This is a genomic window from Corynebacterium sp. MSK158, from assembly GCF_030229085.1.
Classification (GTDB): Bacteria; Actinomycetota; Actinomycetes; order Mycobacteriales; family Mycobacteriaceae; genus Corynebacterium.
Window position 1 is genome coordinate 1 of record NZ_JASPHJ010000005.1, and the last position, 16,705, is coordinate 16,705.

At 57.5% G+C, this 16,705-nt stretch carries 19 protein-coding genes, 2 tRNA genes and 1 pseudogene; 13 read left to right on the forward strand and 9 right to left on the reverse strand.

Annotated elements, in window-relative coordinates:
- Positions 1 to 152 precede the first annotated feature (152 nt).
- Positions 153 to 225: transfer RNA gene (locus tag QP915_RS05185), tRNA-Asn, on the reverse strand.
- A gap of 1,148 nt (positions 226 to 1,373) precedes the next feature.
- On the opposite strand from QP915_RS05185, the gene QP915_RS05190 reads away from it, so the two are divergent.
- From QP915_RS05190 to QP915_RS05200, 3 genes are all read left to right on the forward strand, one after another.
- Positions 1,374 to 1,799, forward strand: coding sequence for a hypothetical protein (locus tag QP915_RS05190; RefSeq protein ID WP_284768413.1), 426 nt, complete (start codon positions 1,374 to 1,376; stop codon positions 1,797 to 1,799).
- A 322-nt stretch (positions 1,800 to 2,121) separates the two neighbouring features.
- Complete coding sequence (locus QP915_RS05195; RefSeq protein WP_337887915.1) at positions 2,122 to 2,733, forward strand: sugar phosphate nucleotidyltransferase; 612 nt, start codon at positions 2,122 to 2,124, stop codon at positions 2,731 to 2,733.
- A 98-nt stretch (positions 2,734 to 2,831) separates the two neighbouring features.
- Positions 2,832 to 3,356 carry an excalibur calcium-binding domain-containing protein gene (locus QP915_RS05200; protein ID WP_284768415.1) on the forward strand — a complete coding sequence of 175 codons (525 nt, stop codon included), beginning with the start codon at positions 2,832 to 2,834 and terminating at the stop codon, positions 3,354 to 3,356.
- 161 nt (positions 3,357 to 3,517) lie between these two features.
- Here QP915_RS05200 and QP915_RS05205 read toward each other — a convergent pair whose 3' ends face one another.
- Positions 3,518 to 3,712, reverse strand: coding sequence for an integrase core domain-containing protein (locus tag QP915_RS05205; RefSeq protein WP_420361664.1), 195 nt, complete (start codon positions 3,710 to 3,712; stop codon positions 3,518 to 3,520).
- A 289-nt stretch (positions 3,713 to 4,001) separates the two neighbouring features.
- Between QP915_RS05205 and QP915_RS05210 the strand changes: the two genes are divergently transcribed.
- On the forward strand, positions 4,002 to 4,418 hold the full coding sequence (locus QP915_RS05210) for a hypothetical protein (protein ID WP_284768417.1): 417 nt from the start codon (positions 4,002 to 4,004) through the stop codon (positions 4,416 to 4,418).
- Positions 4,355 to 5,212, forward strand: coding sequence for a DUF726 domain-containing protein (locus tag QP915_RS05215; protein WP_284768418.1), 858 nt, complete (start codon positions 4,355 to 4,357; stop codon positions 5,210 to 5,212). The genes QP915_RS05210 and QP915_RS05215 overlap by 64 nt, the downstream gene beginning before the upstream one ends.
- 389 nt (positions 5,213 to 5,601) lie before the next feature.
- Here QP915_RS05215 and QP915_RS05220 read toward each other — a convergent pair whose 3' ends face one another.
- Together QP915_RS05220 and QP915_RS05225 are read right to left on the reverse strand one after the other, a co-directional pair.
- Positions 5,602 to 6,021 carry an organic hydroperoxide resistance protein gene (locus QP915_RS05220; RefSeq protein WP_284768419.1) on the reverse strand — a complete coding sequence of 140 codons (420 nt, stop codon included), beginning with the start codon at positions 6,019 to 6,021 and terminating at the stop codon, positions 5,602 to 5,604.
- A 54-nt stretch (positions 6,022 to 6,075) separates the two neighbouring features.
- Positions 6,076 to 6,162, reverse strand: a pseudogene (locus tag QP915_RS05225) (organic hydroperoxide resistance protein); the annotation flags it as partial.
- Between the two features lie 13 nt (positions 6,163 to 6,175).
- Here QP915_RS05225 and QP915_RS05230 point away from each other — a divergent pair.
- The 4 genes from QP915_RS05230 (at position 6,176) to QP915_RS05245 (ending at position 7,591) form a co-directional block, all read left to right on the forward strand.
- Positions 6,176 to 6,307, forward strand: a complete 132-nt coding sequence (locus QP915_RS05230; protein WP_284768420.1) for a winged helix DNA-binding protein — start codon at positions 6,176 to 6,178, stop codon at positions 6,305 to 6,307.
- A 10-nt stretch (positions 6,308 to 6,317) separates the two neighbouring features.
- Positions 6,318 to 6,479, forward strand: coding sequence for a winged helix DNA-binding protein (locus QP915_RS05235; protein ID WP_284768422.1), 162 nt, complete (start codon positions 6,318 to 6,320; stop codon positions 6,477 to 6,479).
- A gap of 165 nt (positions 6,480 to 6,644) precedes the next feature.
- Positions 6,645 to 7,214 carry a Panacea domain-containing protein gene (locus QP915_RS05240; protein ID WP_284768424.1) on the forward strand — a complete coding sequence of 190 codons (570 nt, stop codon included), beginning with the start codon at positions 6,645 to 6,647 and terminating at the stop codon, positions 7,212 to 7,214.
- Positions 7,215 to 7,231: 17 nt separating this feature from the next.
- Entirely contained in the window at positions 7,232 to 7,591 is a 360-nt protein-coding gene (locus QP915_RS05245; RefSeq protein WP_284768426.1) for a type II toxin-antitoxin system death-on-curing family toxin, read from the forward strand.
- A gap of 29 nt (positions 7,592 to 7,620) precedes the next feature.
- Here the strand turns inward: QP915_RS05245 and QP915_RS05250 are convergent, their stop codons facing one another.
- The 4 genes from QP915_RS05250 to QP915_RS05265 all read right to left on the reverse strand — a co-directional run bounded on the left by QP915_RS05250 (position 7,621) and on the right by QP915_RS05265 (position 11,854).
- Positions 7,621 to 8,232, reverse strand: a complete 612-nt coding sequence (locus QP915_RS05250) for a hypothetical protein (RefSeq protein WP_284768428.1) — start codon at positions 8,230 to 8,232, stop codon at positions 7,621 to 7,623.
- Positions 8,233 to 8,269: 37 nt separating this feature from the next.
- A complete protein-coding gene (gene ulaA, locus QP915_RS05255) occupies positions 8,270 to 9,847 on the reverse strand; it encodes a PTS ascorbate transporter subunit IIC (protein WP_284768431.1) in 1,578 nt (525 codons plus the stop codon).
- Between the two features lie 11 nt (positions 9,848 to 9,858).
- Complete coding sequence (locus QP915_RS05260; RefSeq protein WP_284768432.1) at positions 9,859 to 10,674, reverse strand: PTS sugar transporter subunit IIAB; 816 nt, start codon at positions 10,672 to 10,674, stop codon at positions 9,859 to 9,861.
- Between the two features lie 172 nt (positions 10,675 to 10,846).
- Complete coding sequence (locus QP915_RS05265; RefSeq protein WP_284768433.1) at positions 10,847 to 11,854, reverse strand: DUF5067 domain-containing protein; 1,008 nt, start codon at positions 11,852 to 11,854, stop codon at positions 10,847 to 10,849.
- A 111-nt stretch (positions 11,855 to 11,965) separates the two neighbouring features.
- Here QP915_RS05265 and QP915_RS05270 point away from each other — a divergent pair.
- A tRNA-Ile gene (locus QP915_RS05270) sits at positions 11,966 to 12,039 on the forward strand.
- Positions 12,040 to 12,152: 113 nt separating this feature from the next.
- Positions 12,153 to 13,208 (forward strand): trimeric intracellular cation channel family protein, encoded by a 1,056-nt coding sequence (locus tag QP915_RS05275; protein WP_284768434.1) that lies wholly within the window; start codon positions 12,153 to 12,155, stop codon positions 13,206 to 13,208.
- Between the two features lie 9 nt (positions 13,209 to 13,217).
- Here QP915_RS05275 and QP915_RS05280 read toward each other — a convergent pair whose 3' ends face one another.
- Positions 13,218 to 13,739 (reverse strand): hypothetical protein, encoded by a 522-nt coding sequence (locus QP915_RS05280; protein WP_284768435.1) that lies wholly within the window; start codon positions 13,737 to 13,739, stop codon positions 13,218 to 13,220.
- Positions 13,740 to 13,885: 146 nt separating this feature from the next.
- Between QP915_RS05280 and QP915_RS05285 the strand changes: the two genes are divergently transcribed.
- Both QP915_RS05285 and QP915_RS05290 read left to right on the forward strand, forming a co-directional pair.
- A complete protein-coding gene (locus QP915_RS05285) occupies positions 13,886 to 15,469 on the forward strand; it encodes a mechanosensitive ion channel family protein (protein ID WP_284768436.1) in 1,584 nt (527 codons plus the stop codon).
- A gap of 135 nt (positions 15,470 to 15,604) precedes the next feature.
- Positions 15,605 to 16,693, forward strand: coding sequence for an alkene reductase (locus tag QP915_RS05290; RefSeq protein ID WP_284768437.1), 1,089 nt, complete (start codon positions 15,605 to 15,607; stop codon positions 16,691 to 16,693).
- Positions 16,694 to 16,705: the final 12 nt, after the last annotated feature.

Sequence of the window (16,705 nt, forward strand, 5' to 3'; positions counted from 1 at the left end):
CATACGCTAAACTCCACCAACACAAAATGTCGTTTAGCCCGACACGCCGCAAAACAACACATTCTGTCGTTTAGGCCCTAAAGATTGAAGCCCTGAAGAAATATAGACAAAACGCAAATAATCCCGCTTAGTGTTACTAAGCGGGAACTTTGCTCCTCCAACTGGGCTCGAACCAGTGACCCTTCGATTAACAGTCGAATGCTCTGCCAACTGAGCTATGGAGGATTATGCGTACGCTGTACATTGAACTTGCGGTTCTCTGTGCAACGAGAATTAACTATATAGGCCATCGGTTAAACAGACAAACCAGCAGCTCATGGCTAGGTTTATGTTCCTTAAGTAGTGGAAGTTGAGAAGTCCTTCGTGGAGCGAATGGTATTGTTTTGCTGACAAGTTGAGGTCTTCCGGATTTAGTGAGGCTTGAACGGTTTTAGCAGAGAGGTTTGGGATGCGTGTACTGATTGTGAGCCTACTGGGCTCCGGAAATTGGTGTTCCCCAGCGAAGACTTGCTTGGATTAGTGAAATCCTCGTAAATGCTGGTCACTAGGTGCTAGTAATCGCACCGCCTCCAAACTTCAGTAGAAAGGTGAATTTAAGAACTTGGCTAAGGAAGCAACCTTTTAAACCAGCAAAATCCATTGAATGCGGTGAGAAGGGCGAGCAGATACTGAGGACAGGTTTTGTTCCTGCTGGCCGTTCTTTATCGCTGAGAATTCAGCATCAAGGCACTGTTGCGTTGGGGATGCTCTGGGCAGCTGCTGCTAGGCGGAAGATTGTCGCTGAGTTTCAACCTGACCTTGTAGTGGGAACCGTTCCGGCTTTACCTACTGTGGTTGTTGCTCGGTTGGTATCGGGATTTTTGAAGGTTCCGTATGCAATTGACCTCCGTGATGCGTGGCCCGACTTGTGACGAGATTGGGAAAGTGGAACGAAGAAGTTGGGACGCCATCTATACGAGAAAGTCTGCTAAGTAAGGGCCCAGCTCAGGCTCTTGTATTCTTTGTAGAAAAGGTGGTGGAGTCTTGTCTCAAAGTACTGGGTCGACGCTGGGCACAGGGTACGAAGCAGTACGAGGGGTGGGGGTGGTTAGGTGGGGCGTCGGCAAGCTGGGCGGTGGCAGAAGACTCGCTGGTGAGCAGGGGGAAGGCGGGGCGTCTGTGTGGTACGGATTTTTGGGGGAATCCGGACAGATTAAAGGCAAGAAGCCTCCTAGCCGCAAGGCTACAAGCATCACAATTGGTCGGTCTTTCATATTTTCCTGGGCCTTGGCGTTGTGCGCATCCGTATGTCGTTTCGTTTCATGCCTTAACCCAGCAGACGCTGGTAGCGTTTGGTTACATACCGCAACCAGCAGCCACGGGAGGCCTATTTTATGGACGGCGATATTATTGGGCTGCTCGTATACGCCGGGTTAGTACTTGTCATGGTGCTCTACTGGACCTACTACATCCGATATGTGCGGAGGAACCCCAGATCAGAAAAGTGGTACGACGAACTCGCCTGGGAAGGTGCAGTAAGTGATGGCGTCCTCTTCTATTATCCTTATAGCACGCTAGTTTTGGGTGTTGGCGGTATCGCAGGGTTGGTCGATGGTGCTAACCCTCCCGAATTTGTTGGCACGGTGCTGAAGGTTGCGCTCATGGCAGCTTTCGTCCTCGGAGCCGTTGGATTTACAGGTGGGTTCGGGGTTCCGCTTCCGTGGCCTTTTGTTCCGCGTTGGGTCGTAGACATCCGCAAAGCAAAACGCACTCGGGGGCGCGAGCGCAGACAGGCCAGAAAGAGGGAAGAGGAAGAATAGGCCTGGCTATTTTCCTGTGTCGGAGCCCGTTGAAAATCTTGGCCATCACGCTGGAGTTACTACAGTCCCGTAGCAAAGCAATCGAAGATGGTATGAGGCGTTTGGGTCCAAACTCTGCTTTGGTGATGTACATCAGCACGGAGATGGATCCGTAGATTAGGGCCGCTAGAGCAGTAGTCGTGGTAGACAACGGGTTTGGGTATTCAGATGTTGGAAAGCCCAATTCTCCTTTGGATGGGGCTTTAATGGCGCACCGTGATGTAAAACAAGGCTTTGCGTGACATGGGTACGGAGCTAAGGAATAGAAGGGGATGCGGACGAAATCTTAGATGCCGACGGGCACTATTCCTCGGTCGTGTTTCCCGATTTGGTCATTGAGCCCACCGCCGCCATGGGTGAGATGATTCGGGTGCGCCAAGAGCATGGCGGTTCGGTGTTGTTGGCGGTGGAGGTGGGGCCGCCGCAGGTGTCGAATTATGGCGTCTTTGATGTTGAGGTTACTGACGATGATCGGGTGAAGAAGGTTGTGGGCATGGTGGAAAAGCCAGCGGTTGGGGATGTGCCGTCGAATATGGTGGCTACCGGTCGCTGCCTTCTGGACCGTACGATTTTTGGCGCTCTCCGCCGTATCACTCCCGGCAAGGACGGGGAGCTGCAGCTTCCCGACGCCATCACTCTCCTCCTCTCCGAGGGGCATCCCGTCCATGTTGTGGCTCATGAGGGGATCCGCTATGACCTCGGCAATCCCGCCGGCTTCATTCCCACCAGCGTCGAGTTCGGCCTGCGTCACTCGGAGTACGGCTCGGCCCTGTTCACCGACCTGGAGGTCCTGCTGGAGAAGTATCGGGGTGAGGTGGGTAGGGGTTTGGGGGAGTCCCGACCACGAGGTGAAAGCGATTCAGATGAAAGCTCATCAGAGTGGGAAAATGAATAGGTTACCGAAGATATGAGCTCTAAATCGCGTATATGTAAATAGGTGGGAGAGTCGCTCCGAGCTATAGTTGAAGCGTCAATTAAATACAATCTCATCTCTTGGGGAAACTTATGGCCTCCGGTAAGAAAATTGTAGGCAGCATCGCTGCTCTTTTTGTCGTCTCTTCTCTTCTCAGTCAATGCTCCGACGCCGACGAAACGAAGAGCACTGAAACTACTACAGTGCGAGAAACCGCAACGGTAACCACTACTGCTTCCGAAACCGTCCAAAGCTCGACGCTAAATCAAGCACCGGAATCTACTGCCCCAGTTGAGTTTGAGGAGCCAACGCTGGATCCGCAGGTAAGTCCTGCCGAAGCGGCAGAAGAAGTAGTAGATGTGAACGGGGATGCCGATTCGGATGCGGATGGTGGTGTGCATGGATTCGTTGCTCCTGCGCCAGTGATTCAACAGCAGTCAATCAATGATGGTGGTGGTGAATCGGCTGGTGGTGATGGTGGAGCAGCCAGCTATTACCCTAATTGTGCAGCCGCTCGCGCTGCAGGTGCGGCGCCGTTGTACGCCGGTCAACCAGGCTATAGCTCGAATTTGGATCGAGACGGTGACGGCGTCGCCTGCGAATAGAGGAGCCTAAAGTTGAGAGGATGCCCGCCTGTGCAGGGTGTCCTTTTTCTTTAGAGGGAAAAGAAAAACGTTCGGACGAGCCTAGGTCAGAACCTGGAAAGTTTGAATCGTGCTTGGGGGCTGACCGCAATTCGTGTACACGTAGTGGAGCTACCTAGTGGTTAGGCAGCTATTTCTTTTCTGCTGGTGGTTAGACCAATGCGGTTCTCGAAGTCGACGGGGCTGACCATCCCGAGTGCGGAGTGCCGGCGTCGTCGGTTGTAGACTACTTCAATCCAGTAAGCAACGGCCTTGCGTTCGGCATCGCGGGTTGGCCAGCGCTTACGGTCGTAGAACTCGGTTTTAAGCGGGCCCAGATTTCAATTTCAACAACGAGTTTATTAGCCCAGAAGATCAAAGAGACTTCGCTGCTAAGGCGGTAAAGCGCGCAGTCAAGCGCCACGGGGAGAGGTACAAGAGCTTAGGGGGCAAGCTATTGCTCCGGCAAAGTTGGCCACGACTTTGACCGAGCTCATGGGCACGCTGAGTGGCGACACCGAAGAAGGCTGGTGCTCTCGTTGCTTGACCAAATCCACCCACAGGAAATCGAAGTCCAAATCGCTGTACGTGTGCGAGAACTGTGGTTCGGCGACGTCCCATTGCACCGTGCCCCAGTGTGATAACTTCGCCGCTGCTGGCCTGGGCTTGGTGGCTTTGCCGGCCGTGTGTGCAGAACACCTTCATCAGGTTCCGGACTTTGAGTGCCTTAATCACCGCATTGATGACCTCACCCAGTGGCGTGAGCTCCGTGAATTCAAGGCAGCCAATGTTGGTCGCGCGGCCAAGCTTGCTGCTGTTGGTGCCGGCGCTCTAGTTCTCGGAGTTGCCGGTGGGTGGGTTGCCGCACCGATGGTAGGCAGCGCTTATGGGACCACGATTCTTGGCTTATCTGGCGCTGCTGCCCACAATGCTGGCCTAGCAGCTCTTGGCTTCGGCTCCCTAGCCTCAGGCGGATTGGGGTGGCTGGCGGAAGCCTGGTCGTTACTGCTGCCGGTGGACTGCTCGGCTCCGCATACGGAGTAAAGGCGCTTAACTCTTATGTCGGTGAGGATGACTCCTTTGATATGCAGTGCGTCCGCAGGGGGGGTGGCACGCCCGTTCTCATCGCCCGTGGCTTTACCACTGAGAAGAAGCTGGATTGGCATACCGAAGTTAAATCGGTTGAAGCTGCGTCCCCCGATTCTCCGATTTACCTGGTGAATTGGGGCAGCAAGGAAATGCTGGAGCTTGCTGGTTTCCTAGCTCCAGGTGCTGGCCTCGCTGGTGGGGCTGTTCTCAAGGGAATGGTAAAGCATGCTAGCAAGAAGCTGGCGAAGAAAGCGGGGCCTGCTGGTTTCGCACTAGGCGCCCTGGATTTGGTCAAGAACCCGTGGACGGTTGCAGTTAACCGTGCGAATAAGACTGCCTTGGCGCTCGCCGCAATTATTCAGCGCTCCAACCTGGAATCCGTGGTGCTCGTAGGGGGGCATAGCTTGGGTGGCCGCGTCATGCTCAACCTCGCTACTGCGCTAGCAGGCGCTGCCGGAACTGAGAATGAGGTACGCGTTGAAGCCGTGTATCTTCAAGGTGCGGCCATTGGTCAAGATGCGACGCGGGATTCTGTTGGTGAAGCCCTATCTGGTGTAGTTCACAACTATCACTTCCACAATGACGTGGTTCTTGGTCGACTGTATTCTGCAGCGATGGGCGGCAGGAAGGCGATAGGCTTCGAGGGCCTGGACGCCTCGTTTGCGGTCAATCACGACGTGAGCGATGCCGTTAAATCACATTCTGCGTATTACGAGAATGTGGAGTTATCTAGGGCTCTTGAAGGATAATCAGCAAACTCGTCCCTGTGTGTGCAGAGGCAACTGGAAAATTACTTCAATCTGATGGTCGACCCCAATCGGAGCGTAGGGAGGCGAGTAAGGAGTTCAGCTCGCTCGAGCTCGTCTGGGACTATTTTAGCGAGGTCCAAACCGATCAATTAGTGCGGTTAAGGGAAGCCCGAGAGGAACCCTAATTGTTAAAAATCGACGAATTTATAAATTAGGCGCTCCAGCTGGCGGGCTAATTGATAAAATCGACGATTTTAAAAAAATAAGGTTTTGGCCTTGCTGCGGTGCCGAGGGGTCTTCGGGCGTCGACAAAAGAGGCCGTACAAAGCATAAAAATACCCACGCTGCGCGCCTAGTGGCGCGGCGTAGGCTGGGGAGAGGAATAGAAATTAGTCCTGTGCAACACCAACGTTGACTTCGATGTTGCTGCGGGTGGCCTTGGAGTAAGGGCACATCTGGTGGGCGGCGTCGGCAAGCTCTTGTGCCTTGTCATCCTCAACGCCTGGGATGGTGACCTCGAGGTCAACGCCGAGGTAGAAGCCCTCGTCGTTCTTGCCCAGGTTAACGCGGGCGCCGACGGAGGAATTCTCCACGTCAACGCCCTTGTCCTTGGCCACTGCCTTCAGTGCGGAGTGGTAGCAAGCGGCGTAACCGGCAGCGAAGAGCTGCTCCGGGTTGGCGCCCTCACCGCTGCCGCCCATCTCCTTCGGGGCGGTCATGGTGAAGTCCAGATCGGAATCCTTAACCACAGAGCGGCCGTCGCGGCCCGCTCCGGTGGAGAGTGCTTCGGTGGTGTAAACGGCGTCCATAATGACTCCTTTTCTATCGGGTCTTTGTACGTCCGCCGATTGTACGCAAGAACGCTAGTCTTCGACGACGGTCACGGTGACCTCGATATTGCCGCGGGTGGCGTTGGAGTAGGGACAGACCTCATGGGCGGCGTGGGTAAGGGGCTGGGTAGCGGTGCGCTCTTACCGCCCGTTGTTGGTGGATCTAGGCCTGACCTATCCGCAGTACCTGGTCATGCTGGTGCTATGGGAGGCGGATGAGCCGGTGCCGCTGAAAATTCATCGACTCCCTGCTGGGCCTGGATAGTGGCACGCTCATGCCGCTGCTCAAGCGCCTGGAAAAGCAGAGCTATGTGGAGCGCTGGTGCGACCCCGATGATGGGCGCTGCACCCTCGCTGCCCTGACTGCCGATGGTGCCTCCCTTCGCACCCGTGCCGAATGCATCCCCGAAGCCATGGCCGAGGCTATAAGGAGGTAGGCCTCGACCTTGCCGAGTTCAAGAAATCGCTGGACACCCTCGCCGGCGTGCCTGTGGACGTGGAGCTGCCGTGGCCTTCATATAGCAGATGAGGAAGGCTATACTGGCTTAAGAATTTTGGCTTTATACACGTAAAAATTGTTTCGTACTATGAGAGGAGGGGTCATGGCTACAGCAGTAGACGTCGCGCAGGTTATCTACAACAAACTGGGGTGGGTCGATGCGTGGAAGCTGGAGAAGCTTACGTATTACTGCCAAGCATGGAGCCTGGGCTGGTACGGGCGACCTCTTGTCTCGAATGAGTTTCAGGCGTGGAAAGACGGTCCGGTTGAACCCGACCTCTATCGCGAGAATAAATATCAACGCTCCGAGAAAACCTCTACGGTGTTACCGGGAGCTGATGTAGAGGCTATAGGGGACGAAGCCGAAAAGATCATCGATGCCGTGATTGCCTTTTATGGTGATAAGACATCCGATGAATTGATTGAACTTACGCACTCGGAACGTCCATGGATCGTCGCTCGTGGTCAGATGGGCCCCGAGGCGAATGCTAACGAGCCGATTTCGCAGCTGGAAATGAAAAAATACTATGCCTTGCAGGAAGCTCGTGGTGCTGAAGGGCCGACGCGGCCTATGCTTTCTGTGCAGAATCTTTCCGGTGCCGACCTACAGCAGCGCTTGCAAGCTTCAGTAGAACGCTGGAAGGGCGCTCTTGAGATCCTTGCAACCCGATGAATGAGTATTGCCTTCCGGTGGAAGACGTAGTTCGACTGAACCATCAACTCATCGGTCGGGATGGCAACCTCCTCGACCGCTCGAAACTTGAGTCAGCATTGGCCACCCCTTTACAGACCTTCGGCGGCGAGTACTTGCACCCATCTGCACTGGATAGGGCTGCAGCGTTGTTGCACTATCTGGCAAAAGCGCATGCATTCGTCGACGGCAATAAGCGAATCGCCTGGGTATGTGCCTCCACCTATTTAGAAATCGAAGGCTTTGGGCTGGGGCCAATCGCCGATGAAGAGATTGTGGAGCTCGTTGAAACCGTGGCCGCTGCGCGCGATAAGAAGGAAGGCTTCATTGCAGAATGGTTTGCTGAACGGTTGATCTAGTTCGGTCTGGTTAGTTCCTGGAGTAGCGGTTAATTGGTAGTGGCCACGCGCTTGGTCCACACGCTTCGGTCCGCGGTTTCAAAAGAGGCGCGCACCGTTTTATCGCCGGGCTTTTCGCAGGTGAGCACCCGCTGGTCGCTGCCCATGCGGCAATCCAGGTTATAGGACTGTTTGGTCACTGGGCTGCTGGCAGTGATATCTGCGTGGTATACCGCCGTTACTGTGGGATCTTTCGAACGCATGGTGTAGCTAGCCTGCATCGCGGCGTCAAAGACCGCGGCGGCGAATTCACAGGAGGTGGCATCGCCGGCGTCGATAGAATCGCCAGACGAGGATGTGCCGCAGTAGCCGCCAATCTGGCCCACATTGATGTTGTGGTTGCCGCCGGCTGGCGGAGCGGGCTGATCCGGTTCGGCCTGTTTAGTGACCGTCTCGGTGCGGCGTTGCTTCGTGTCCTTCTCCGGGCTGGATTCTTCTTCGGCTTCGCCCGCGGCAGAGCTATTGTCCTGTGCGGTGGAGAAGGCCGGCTCGTTTTCCGGCGCGGAGTTGTTATCGGAATCGGAGCCGGTGCCGCAGGCGCTCACGGTGAGGCCAGCGGCGAGAAGGATGGACGCTACGGGGAATAAGGAAGGGCGCTGCATAGGGATACTGTAGCGCCCTTCGGGGCGTGGCGCGCGGCTAGTGATCGATGCCGGCGGGTGGAACTGGCGCACCTTCGGGCGGTAGCACCTTCGGGTACTTCTTGGCTGTTCCAGAAGAAGTAGCCGCGCCGGGTGCACCGCTGGTTGCGGCGGCATCGGCGTTGCTGGTGGGGGAAGGACGGTGGGGAGTGGGGTCCCAGTGGGCGTCGACAAGCTTGCGTTGGCACACCCAGCCCAGGGCCAAAATGGCCAGCGCGATAAGGGCAATGAAGACGAGGCCCAAGGCACCATCGGCGTGGATGGACCAGCCCAGCAGCAGGCCGAGCCAGCCAAAGTCAGCGTCACCAAAAGTGGTATTCGCGGAGCCGAAGGAACCAAGGACACCGAGGAGGAATGCCGGCAGGAAGGTAATAATGAGGCCATTAACAAAGGCGCCTAATGCGGCACCGCGCCGCCCACCGGTGGCATTGCCGTAAACGCCTGCTGCGCCGCCAGTGAAGAAGTGCGGCACCAAACCAGGCAGAATCAGCGCAATGCCAAAGGCCGGATTGAGCCAGGTGGAAAGGACTGCAAGGCCGACAAGTCCGCCGAGGAAGGAGGAAATGAACCCAATGAGAACTGCGTTCTGGGCATAGGGAAAGACGATCGGCGCATCCAGTGCGGGGATCGCGCCGGGCACGACCTTGGCGGCGATGCCCTGGAATGCGGGTACGAGCTCACCCAGGATGGTGCGGACGCCAAAAAGGATGACGGCCACGGCCACGCCGAACTGGAGGCCTTGGGTGACGGACTGCATCAAGAAATTGCCCACATCGGTGGCGCCATCAGGGAAGGCCGTGAAGGCTTCTTCAGAACCGGCACGGGCAATGAAAAGCACGGCGAGAACCACGTACATCAGTGCCATGGATAGCGCGGTTGCCACCATAGAATCGCGCAGGAAGCGCAGGCCTTCTGGCAGCTTGAGATCCTCAGTGGAGGGCGACATCTTCTTGCCCTTGCCGCCCACCAGCTTGCCCACACCACCGGCGGCCAAGTACCCGGCCGTGCCGAAATGCCCGATGGCGACGGAATCATCGCCGGTAATGCGGCGGGTAAATGGGTGGGCGATAGCCGGGAGCGAGACCATAAGGATGCCGAGTAGGGCAGCGCCGAAGGCGATGACGACCCAGGACGAGTACCCGGCAGGTGCGAGCACCATCGTGAGCAGCGTCGCCATGAAGAGAACATGGTGGCCGGTAAGAAATACGTAGCTCATGGGCGTGAAGCGGGCGAGGAGCAGCGAGACCACAAAGCCAAGGATCATGATCCAGGCGACCTGGCTGCCGAACTGGTCTTGTGCAATGCCTACGATTGCCTCATTGGTTGGCACCACGCCTTGCGCGCCAGTAGCGCCCGTAATCATGGCGCCGAGCGGCTCGAGCGAATCGGTGACTAGGCCTGCACCGGCGCCAATAAGAAGGAAGCCGAGCGTAGCCTTGATGGCGCCGCCGATGGTTTTGCCGGTGCCGCGTCCCATTGCTGCCAGTCCCACCGCGGTGATGATGCCGATGAGGAATGCTGGTACAGAAAGAATTTCATTAACCAGGAAGTTCGCTATAGCAAGAAGAAAGTCCATGAGGATGCTCCTTAGATGTCATAGAGCTCGCGCAGAGCCCCATCGATTTCAGACATAGAGGTGAAGTCTTTAATGACATGGACGGGAACGCCGACATCGCCAAGCGTTGCGGCAATTTCGCCGGAGGTGAGCAGAAAATCTGCCTCGCTCGCACGCCCCTTGGCGGAGATGGTGTCCGTGGCTTCTACATTCAGGTACGGTCCCCAGCCCCATTCGTCCAGGACCTGCTCGAGCGTGTTCTTAAGGAAGAGCGAAGTGCCCAGGCCATTGCCGCATACGGTGAGGATCTTTCCCTTGGACGCGACAGAATCTGCGGCCGTATGCTTTGCCTCTTGAGGCTCGGATGCTTGTTGGGGCTTGGCCGCCGGCTGCTTCTTGCTTTGCGTGGTTGCAGTGAGCACCGCCCGGAGTTCCTCTTCGGATTCCACCCGATCGAGCTCGTCACGCTTGGTAGCAAGCAGTTTTGCCAGTTGTTTCATCGCGTGCAAGTGCTCGGAGTCATTGCGCGCGGCAAACGCTACGACCAAGTCGACGGGATCGTTGGAATCGTGGCCGAATTTCACCGGCTCATCTAGGCGTACCCACGACAGCGATGTCTCTTTCACCGCCTCCGAGGGCCGTGCGTGTGCAAAGGCGAATCCCGGCGCAACCACGATATAGGGGCCCGTCTCCTCCACGGAGTGCACCATTGCTTCCGTGTAGTCTGCGGTGATCGTGTCTGCGTCTTCGAGCAACGATCCTGCAAGCCGGATAGCTACTCGCCAGTCCTTGGCAGTGCCGTGCAGTTCCACCGCGCCGGGCACCAAAAGGGAATCTAGTGTCGCCATATGTATCTCCCATCACAGAAGTAGTAACATCGGGGTCAATGTCACTGATGATTCTATGCTGTGGAGAAACCGGAGGTAAAAGCAGGGGTAACGTTTGCATAGACCTAGTTTCGAACCGCCTCGAGTTGAGTGGGATTAAGGCTGGGCAACCATTTCCACCTCGGAACTGGAGCTAGATGGAATGAGTGTCTTTCTCTTTTTTCTTGGGTAACTCCGGGCTCGAGTCTTCGTCCTTTGGCGCGGGATCCATCGGGGTAGACTCCTCCAGTTTGTAGGTCTGCGAGCCCACTTCTTCCTCGCCGTATTTTTCCCTGGCTACCAGTTCTACTGGAGTGGTGAGGTCATCAAGCTCGAAGGCGGCGGAACTCTTGACCGTGCCGCCCTTTTTGATCTTGTCCAACATGTTGTCAGTATCGATGTATTCGCTAAAACCGGTTTTGAGCTCATTGATGGAGTTCTCGTCGTTATCCTGGATTGCGGTGAACAGCGAGGAGAAATCCGCAGTGCGCAGCTCTTTGTCCGTCTTATTGGTCATCTCGTAGTCAAAGACGATGATGGGCTTATCGCCAATCCGGTTTCCAGGGGAGCCCGGATCGATAACGTGGTGTCCGGTGATCTTGACCGTAGCGGTGGGTAGCTCCAGAGTGTTGTCTTTGAAGGATCGGGTGGAATCGGTGTTTTGGAGCTCATTTTTGGTTTTGGGCTCGTCGCTAAATTTCTTTAACGCGACGTCTAGTGAGACATTGTCGGTATTGAATGTGAATTTGAGCTGATCGTCTTCGAGCTTGAAATCTAGGGTATCCGGCATCATGGCATCGGATACAGCGTCCACGCCACCGGCGTCTTTTTTGGAGGCTACCGTTTCGCCCTTGGCGGCCTTGGCAGCATCAAAGGTTCCAATCCACAGTGGTTCATCATTGTCGGAGCCGTAATCCCACTCCACGGTGATGACCTCTTCGGTCACGCTAGCGGTAAAGGTGGATTTGTGGTCACCTTCGCCTATTTTTTGTTCCCACGTGCCAATGACATCCTTGGCGTCTTCGTTGGAGCTGGCATTGGAGTCTTGGCTGTTAGAGGAGTTCTCGTCGGAGTTAATGGAGGGGGACTGGTCCGAGTCGGCTGAGCAGGCGGACAAGGTCAGGGCAGCGGCGATAAGGAAAGGAACTGTGATGTGGCGCATAATTTACTTATACCGGACGGAGCTGCACTGCGCTGGACAAATTGGTCTTTGGCGCCGCATTGGCTACTCTTTTATAAGCGGATATTCACCCTTGTGGTGTGTGATCCGCGTGGGGCTATAGCTCAGTCGGTTAGAGCTACGGACTCATAATCCGTTGGTCGCGGGTTCGAGCCCCGCTGGCCCCACGGTGTAGGGGGGGCAAGGAGGCGTCGGCAAGCAGTGCCGGCGCCTTTTGTGTTTATCTGCGCATATGGGTGTGCTGATTGCACAAGCGCGGGCGGTGAAGTCTAATAACCATATGGTTGAAGTAGATCCGCTCATTGAATCTCTCTACCGCTGGTCCGATATCAGTGGTGTGCTGCTGATGGGAATTATCGGTGGCACTATGGCGCGCAAGCGCGGCTACGATATCATCGGCTTTTTCTTCATTGCGATGTTTTCTTCCCTGGGCGGCGGTATGGTGCGCGATGTACTCATTAACCGCGGCACCGTTGCGGCAATGAGCCAGCCGGAGTACCTTTACCTGGCCTTTGCCGGTGCGCTCATTGCACGCTTTGTCTACTTCAAGGGCAAGACCTGGGATTATCTGCAGGCGCATGGCGACGCCGTCGTCTCCGGCCTGTGGGCCGCCACCGGCGCGGTGAAGGCCATTACCTACGGCCTGCCGCTTATTCCATGCATCATGATGGGCGTGTTTACCGCCACGGGCGGATCGATGATTCGTGACATCGTGATGGGGCGCGAGCCGAGCGTATTTGGTGATAACCAGCCGACGGTTATCCCGGCTGTTGCTTGCGCTGTCATCGTCTTGGTGGGCCACCACTTCGACATGATGGCGGTGGGCATGATCGTCGGGCCGCTAGTTTCTATCTTCTTGGCGCTGCTGGGCATCTGGGCCGGCTGGCGCGTGCCCGCCTACCAAGACTGGGCACCTATTAATGACACCGCCGCACAGGTTAAAGTGTTGGCCAAGAAAGCCGAAAATAAAAGCCGTGCAGTGGGCCGCCGCCTAGAGCCGCACCGCCTACGTTCTTGGCGCCACCGCCAGATGGAGGCCGCGCTGCAGCGCCGCATTGAAAAGGAAGTGCGATCCGGCAAGCGCCGCAAGGAGGCCGCTGCGGAGGCTAGCGAGTTTATGGAGTCCTTCGAATCCGATGTGGATCAGCTCAGCGCAGTGGTAGCAGAAAGTGATGACACGGACTTCGGCGTGGACCTCACCGGTGATTCCTACAATGAGGAGGAACAGGCCTCCCACGAGGAATCTCAACGCCTCCTTGATGCCATTTTGGAAGATGACAAGCTTACTGATGAACTCATTGATCGCCTCATGAAGCGCTATGACTCCCGCGACTAGGAGATAGGCTTAGCGCCCAACCGCACCGCAAAGCTGCGGGTCCGTGATATAGCCTTGCTCGCAGCCATATTGGGTCTGGATTTCTCCGGAGCTCTTATTCCGGTTGCCATTGGCATCGTTGCCATAGCCGCACAGGTAGGCCGGGCACTCTGCACTCGGCCCATTGGGCGCTTGTACTGGCGGTTGAGCGTTTGATTCCTTGCATAACGCGGCAAACTCCACCCAGGTGCCGTCCGCGCATTGGTACTGCGCGGTGTTTTCCTGTTGCTGGTTTTCGGTAGCCGGTTGCACGGCTTCCTGATTTTCGGTTTGCGGTTCGGCGTGCTGCGCGGCCTCTGTAGTTGCTACTTCCGTGGTCACTTCTTCTGTGGATGTTTCCTCGGTGCTGGATTCTGTAGAGCTCGTCTCGGAGGCCGTTTCCGTAACGGTTTCTTTGACCGTGGAAATGGTGGTGGCGGTCTCGTCGCTGCCGCTGCAACCGGTGGCAAAAAGAGCTAGGGCGAAGAAGGGAATAAGGAATGATTTCTTCATGCCCCACACAGTAGACAAACAAGGCGGCCGATGCACGAGTTTGTGCAGGGCATAGGGGAGTAGTGGCTGTGCTAGGGGGAGTGTTTGCTCGGTTGCTGGCAGCAAACTGGCACCCAGTTTTCAGGCGCGCGCCCTACTCTAGAGACATGAATCTGAAGTATTACTCCTACGAGCTGTGGAGCCTCTTTGTTGACCATGGCTTGCCGCTTATCGCGCTATTGCTGATAGGCATTTTGATCCCGCGCATCGGCAGGCTGGCCATCCGCATTATGGAGCACCGCCTTGATGAAGAGGAAGAAGCCACCAAGGCGCGCTTGGCGCTGACCGGTGCGCTGGTCTACATCGTGCAGGCAGCAGCGTACTTCCTTATCATCTGGGCCGCGCTGACCAATCTCGGCGTGCCAGCGGTGGGTGCGGCGGTGCCGGCGACGATAGTCTCGGCCGCCGTGGGCTTTGGCGCCCAGTCCATCATTGCGGACTTTCTCTCCGGCTTCTTCATCCTTTCGGAAAAGCAATTTGGCGTGGGCGATTACGTCAGCTTCGATGGCGTGACCGATGTGGAAGGCACCGTAGTGATGCTGACCCTGCGCACCACCAAGGTGCGCACGCCTACCGGCGAGCTGGTCACCGTGCCCAATAGCTCGGCCGGCGCGGTCACCAACTATTCTCAGGAATGGTCGCGCGCCGTGGTCAACTTTGACGTGCCGGTGCAAGAAGGCGAGACCCTGCCGGAAATCACGCGCCGAGTGCGCACGATTTCCGAGCAAGCCATCCAGGAACCGTCCATCGCCGTGGACGTCAATGGCGAGCTCGAGGTTCTACCGGCCACCCAGCTGGTGGCCCCGCAGGCGGCCGGCCAGTCGTGGCACGTGACCTACCGCGTATTGGTTACCGTAAACCCCGCCCGCCAGTGGGCGGTGGAACGCGCCATCCGCTCCGCGCTGCTTTCCGAGTTCTGGGATCACTACAACGTGGCCGACTTGGACGAAATCCAGCGCCCGCTTCTTCCGGCAGGCGACAATGCTGCGGCACAAGAGTCCGTCAAGGATGCCTCCGCGGCAGGAGAGGGCTCGCGCCCCGACTCCCAGCCGGAAAACCAGTCGCCCGAGGTGGATGGTCCAGATAGCGATGGCCCCGGAAAGCCCGCGCTGCCGGATGATGACGAAAAAGAGCCTGAGCCCACCCAGGGCATCTGGCGGGCGCTGGAGACCAATACCAAGTTCCAAAAGATAGCGACCATTGGCGGCCGAGTCCGCGCCTCTACCACGGGCCTCATCCTGGCCCTGCTCGTCGTCGGCGCCTTGGCCCTGGCCTCGAGCAATCCCGAAAACGCGGACGCGGGCTGGCTTTCGCCTGAGCATTGGCGCGATAGCGGCGCGGCGGCCTCTTCCTCGCAGCTTTCCGACGCCCCCTCCACCAACCCCACCCCCGAAACCACCGAGACCGGCACGCAGGACGAGCCGACGGAGGACAGTGCTGTTCCCACGGAGACCGCCAACCCGCAAGGCTCTAATGGCGCTGGCGCGACCGATTCGCCTGCCGGCGGCGGTAGTCAGGGAGCGGGCGCCACGGGCAATGCCTCGCCCGCCCCGAGTGCCGCCAACGGCGGGACCGATTCCGGCAACGGGGCTGGCATTGCGTCCACTGCCGGAAGTGATGCTGGCGACGGCACTCAAGCTTCCGGAACCGCCGGCAGCACCGGCCAAGAGATCCCGGCAGAGCCGCGCTAGTACGGCTGGCCTTCTACAGTAAGTCGGTCCGTCCAGCGCTCATTATTGGGCGAGGTAAAGCTGTCATACACACTGGTGTCATTGTCCTTTTGGCAATGGTGAAATAGTCCGGACCGGCTGCGCGTTGCACTGGGCATGACTTCACTTTTTGAACCACTGGAACTTGGCCGATTCAAGCTAGATAACCGCGTCACCATGGCGGCACTGACCCGCCAGCGTGCAGGCGAAAGCGGTATTCCTACCGAGCTGCATCAGAAGTACTACTCGCAGCGTGCCACGGCTGGTCTGGTGGTTACGGAGGGAACCTTCCCGGCGTGGACCAACCGCGCATTCCCGGGCCAGGCAGGAATTGCGACTGACGAGCAAGCAGAAGGCTGGCGCGCCGTCGCGGACCGCGTTCATGAGGAAGGCGGCACCCTGTTTATGCAGATCATGCACGGCGGCCGCACTAGCCACCCAGACCTGATTGATGGTGCGAACCCAGAGGCGCCGAGCGCCTTTGACTGGGGAGGAACCGTGCGTGGCTTCGCTGGCAAGATGGACGCACCGGTGCCGCGCGAGCTGAAGAAGGAAGAGCTGCCGCGCATCGTGGACGAATTCCGCCAGGGCGCGCGCCGGGCTATTGATGCTGGTGTTGACGGCGTGGAGATCCACGGCGCCAACGGCTACCTGCTGCACGAGTTCATGGCGCCGTTGGCCAATAAGCGCGAAGACGAATTTGGCGGCAGCCCGGAAAATCGCTGGCGCCTGCCAGAAATGGTCATTCGCGCCGTGGTGGAGGAAATCGGTGCCGACCGCGTGGGCGTGCGTTTCTCCCCGGCACACAATGTGCAGGGTGTTATCGAAGACGATCAGGAAGACATGCTGGCCACCTACGGCGGGCTTCTCGATGCCCTGGCACCGCTGAACCTGGCCTATGTGTCCTTGCTGCATGGCGAGCCGGACAGCGAGCTCATCGCCACGCTGGCACAGAAGGCACGCGCAAACGGCGTGACCAAGGTGCTTATGAATGATGGCTTCCCCACGATTACCTCGAAGGAGGATGCCCAGCGCGAAATCGAGCTGGATTATGTGGACGCCGCAGTGGTGGGCCGCCAGCTTATCGCTAACCCGGACCTGGTGCGCCGCTGGCGCGAGGGCCTCGAGCTTAACGAGCCGGACCAGGATACGTTCTACCTGGGCGGCGAGCGCGGCTACATCGACTATGAGTATGCCGCGGACTAGGGAAGAATCCGC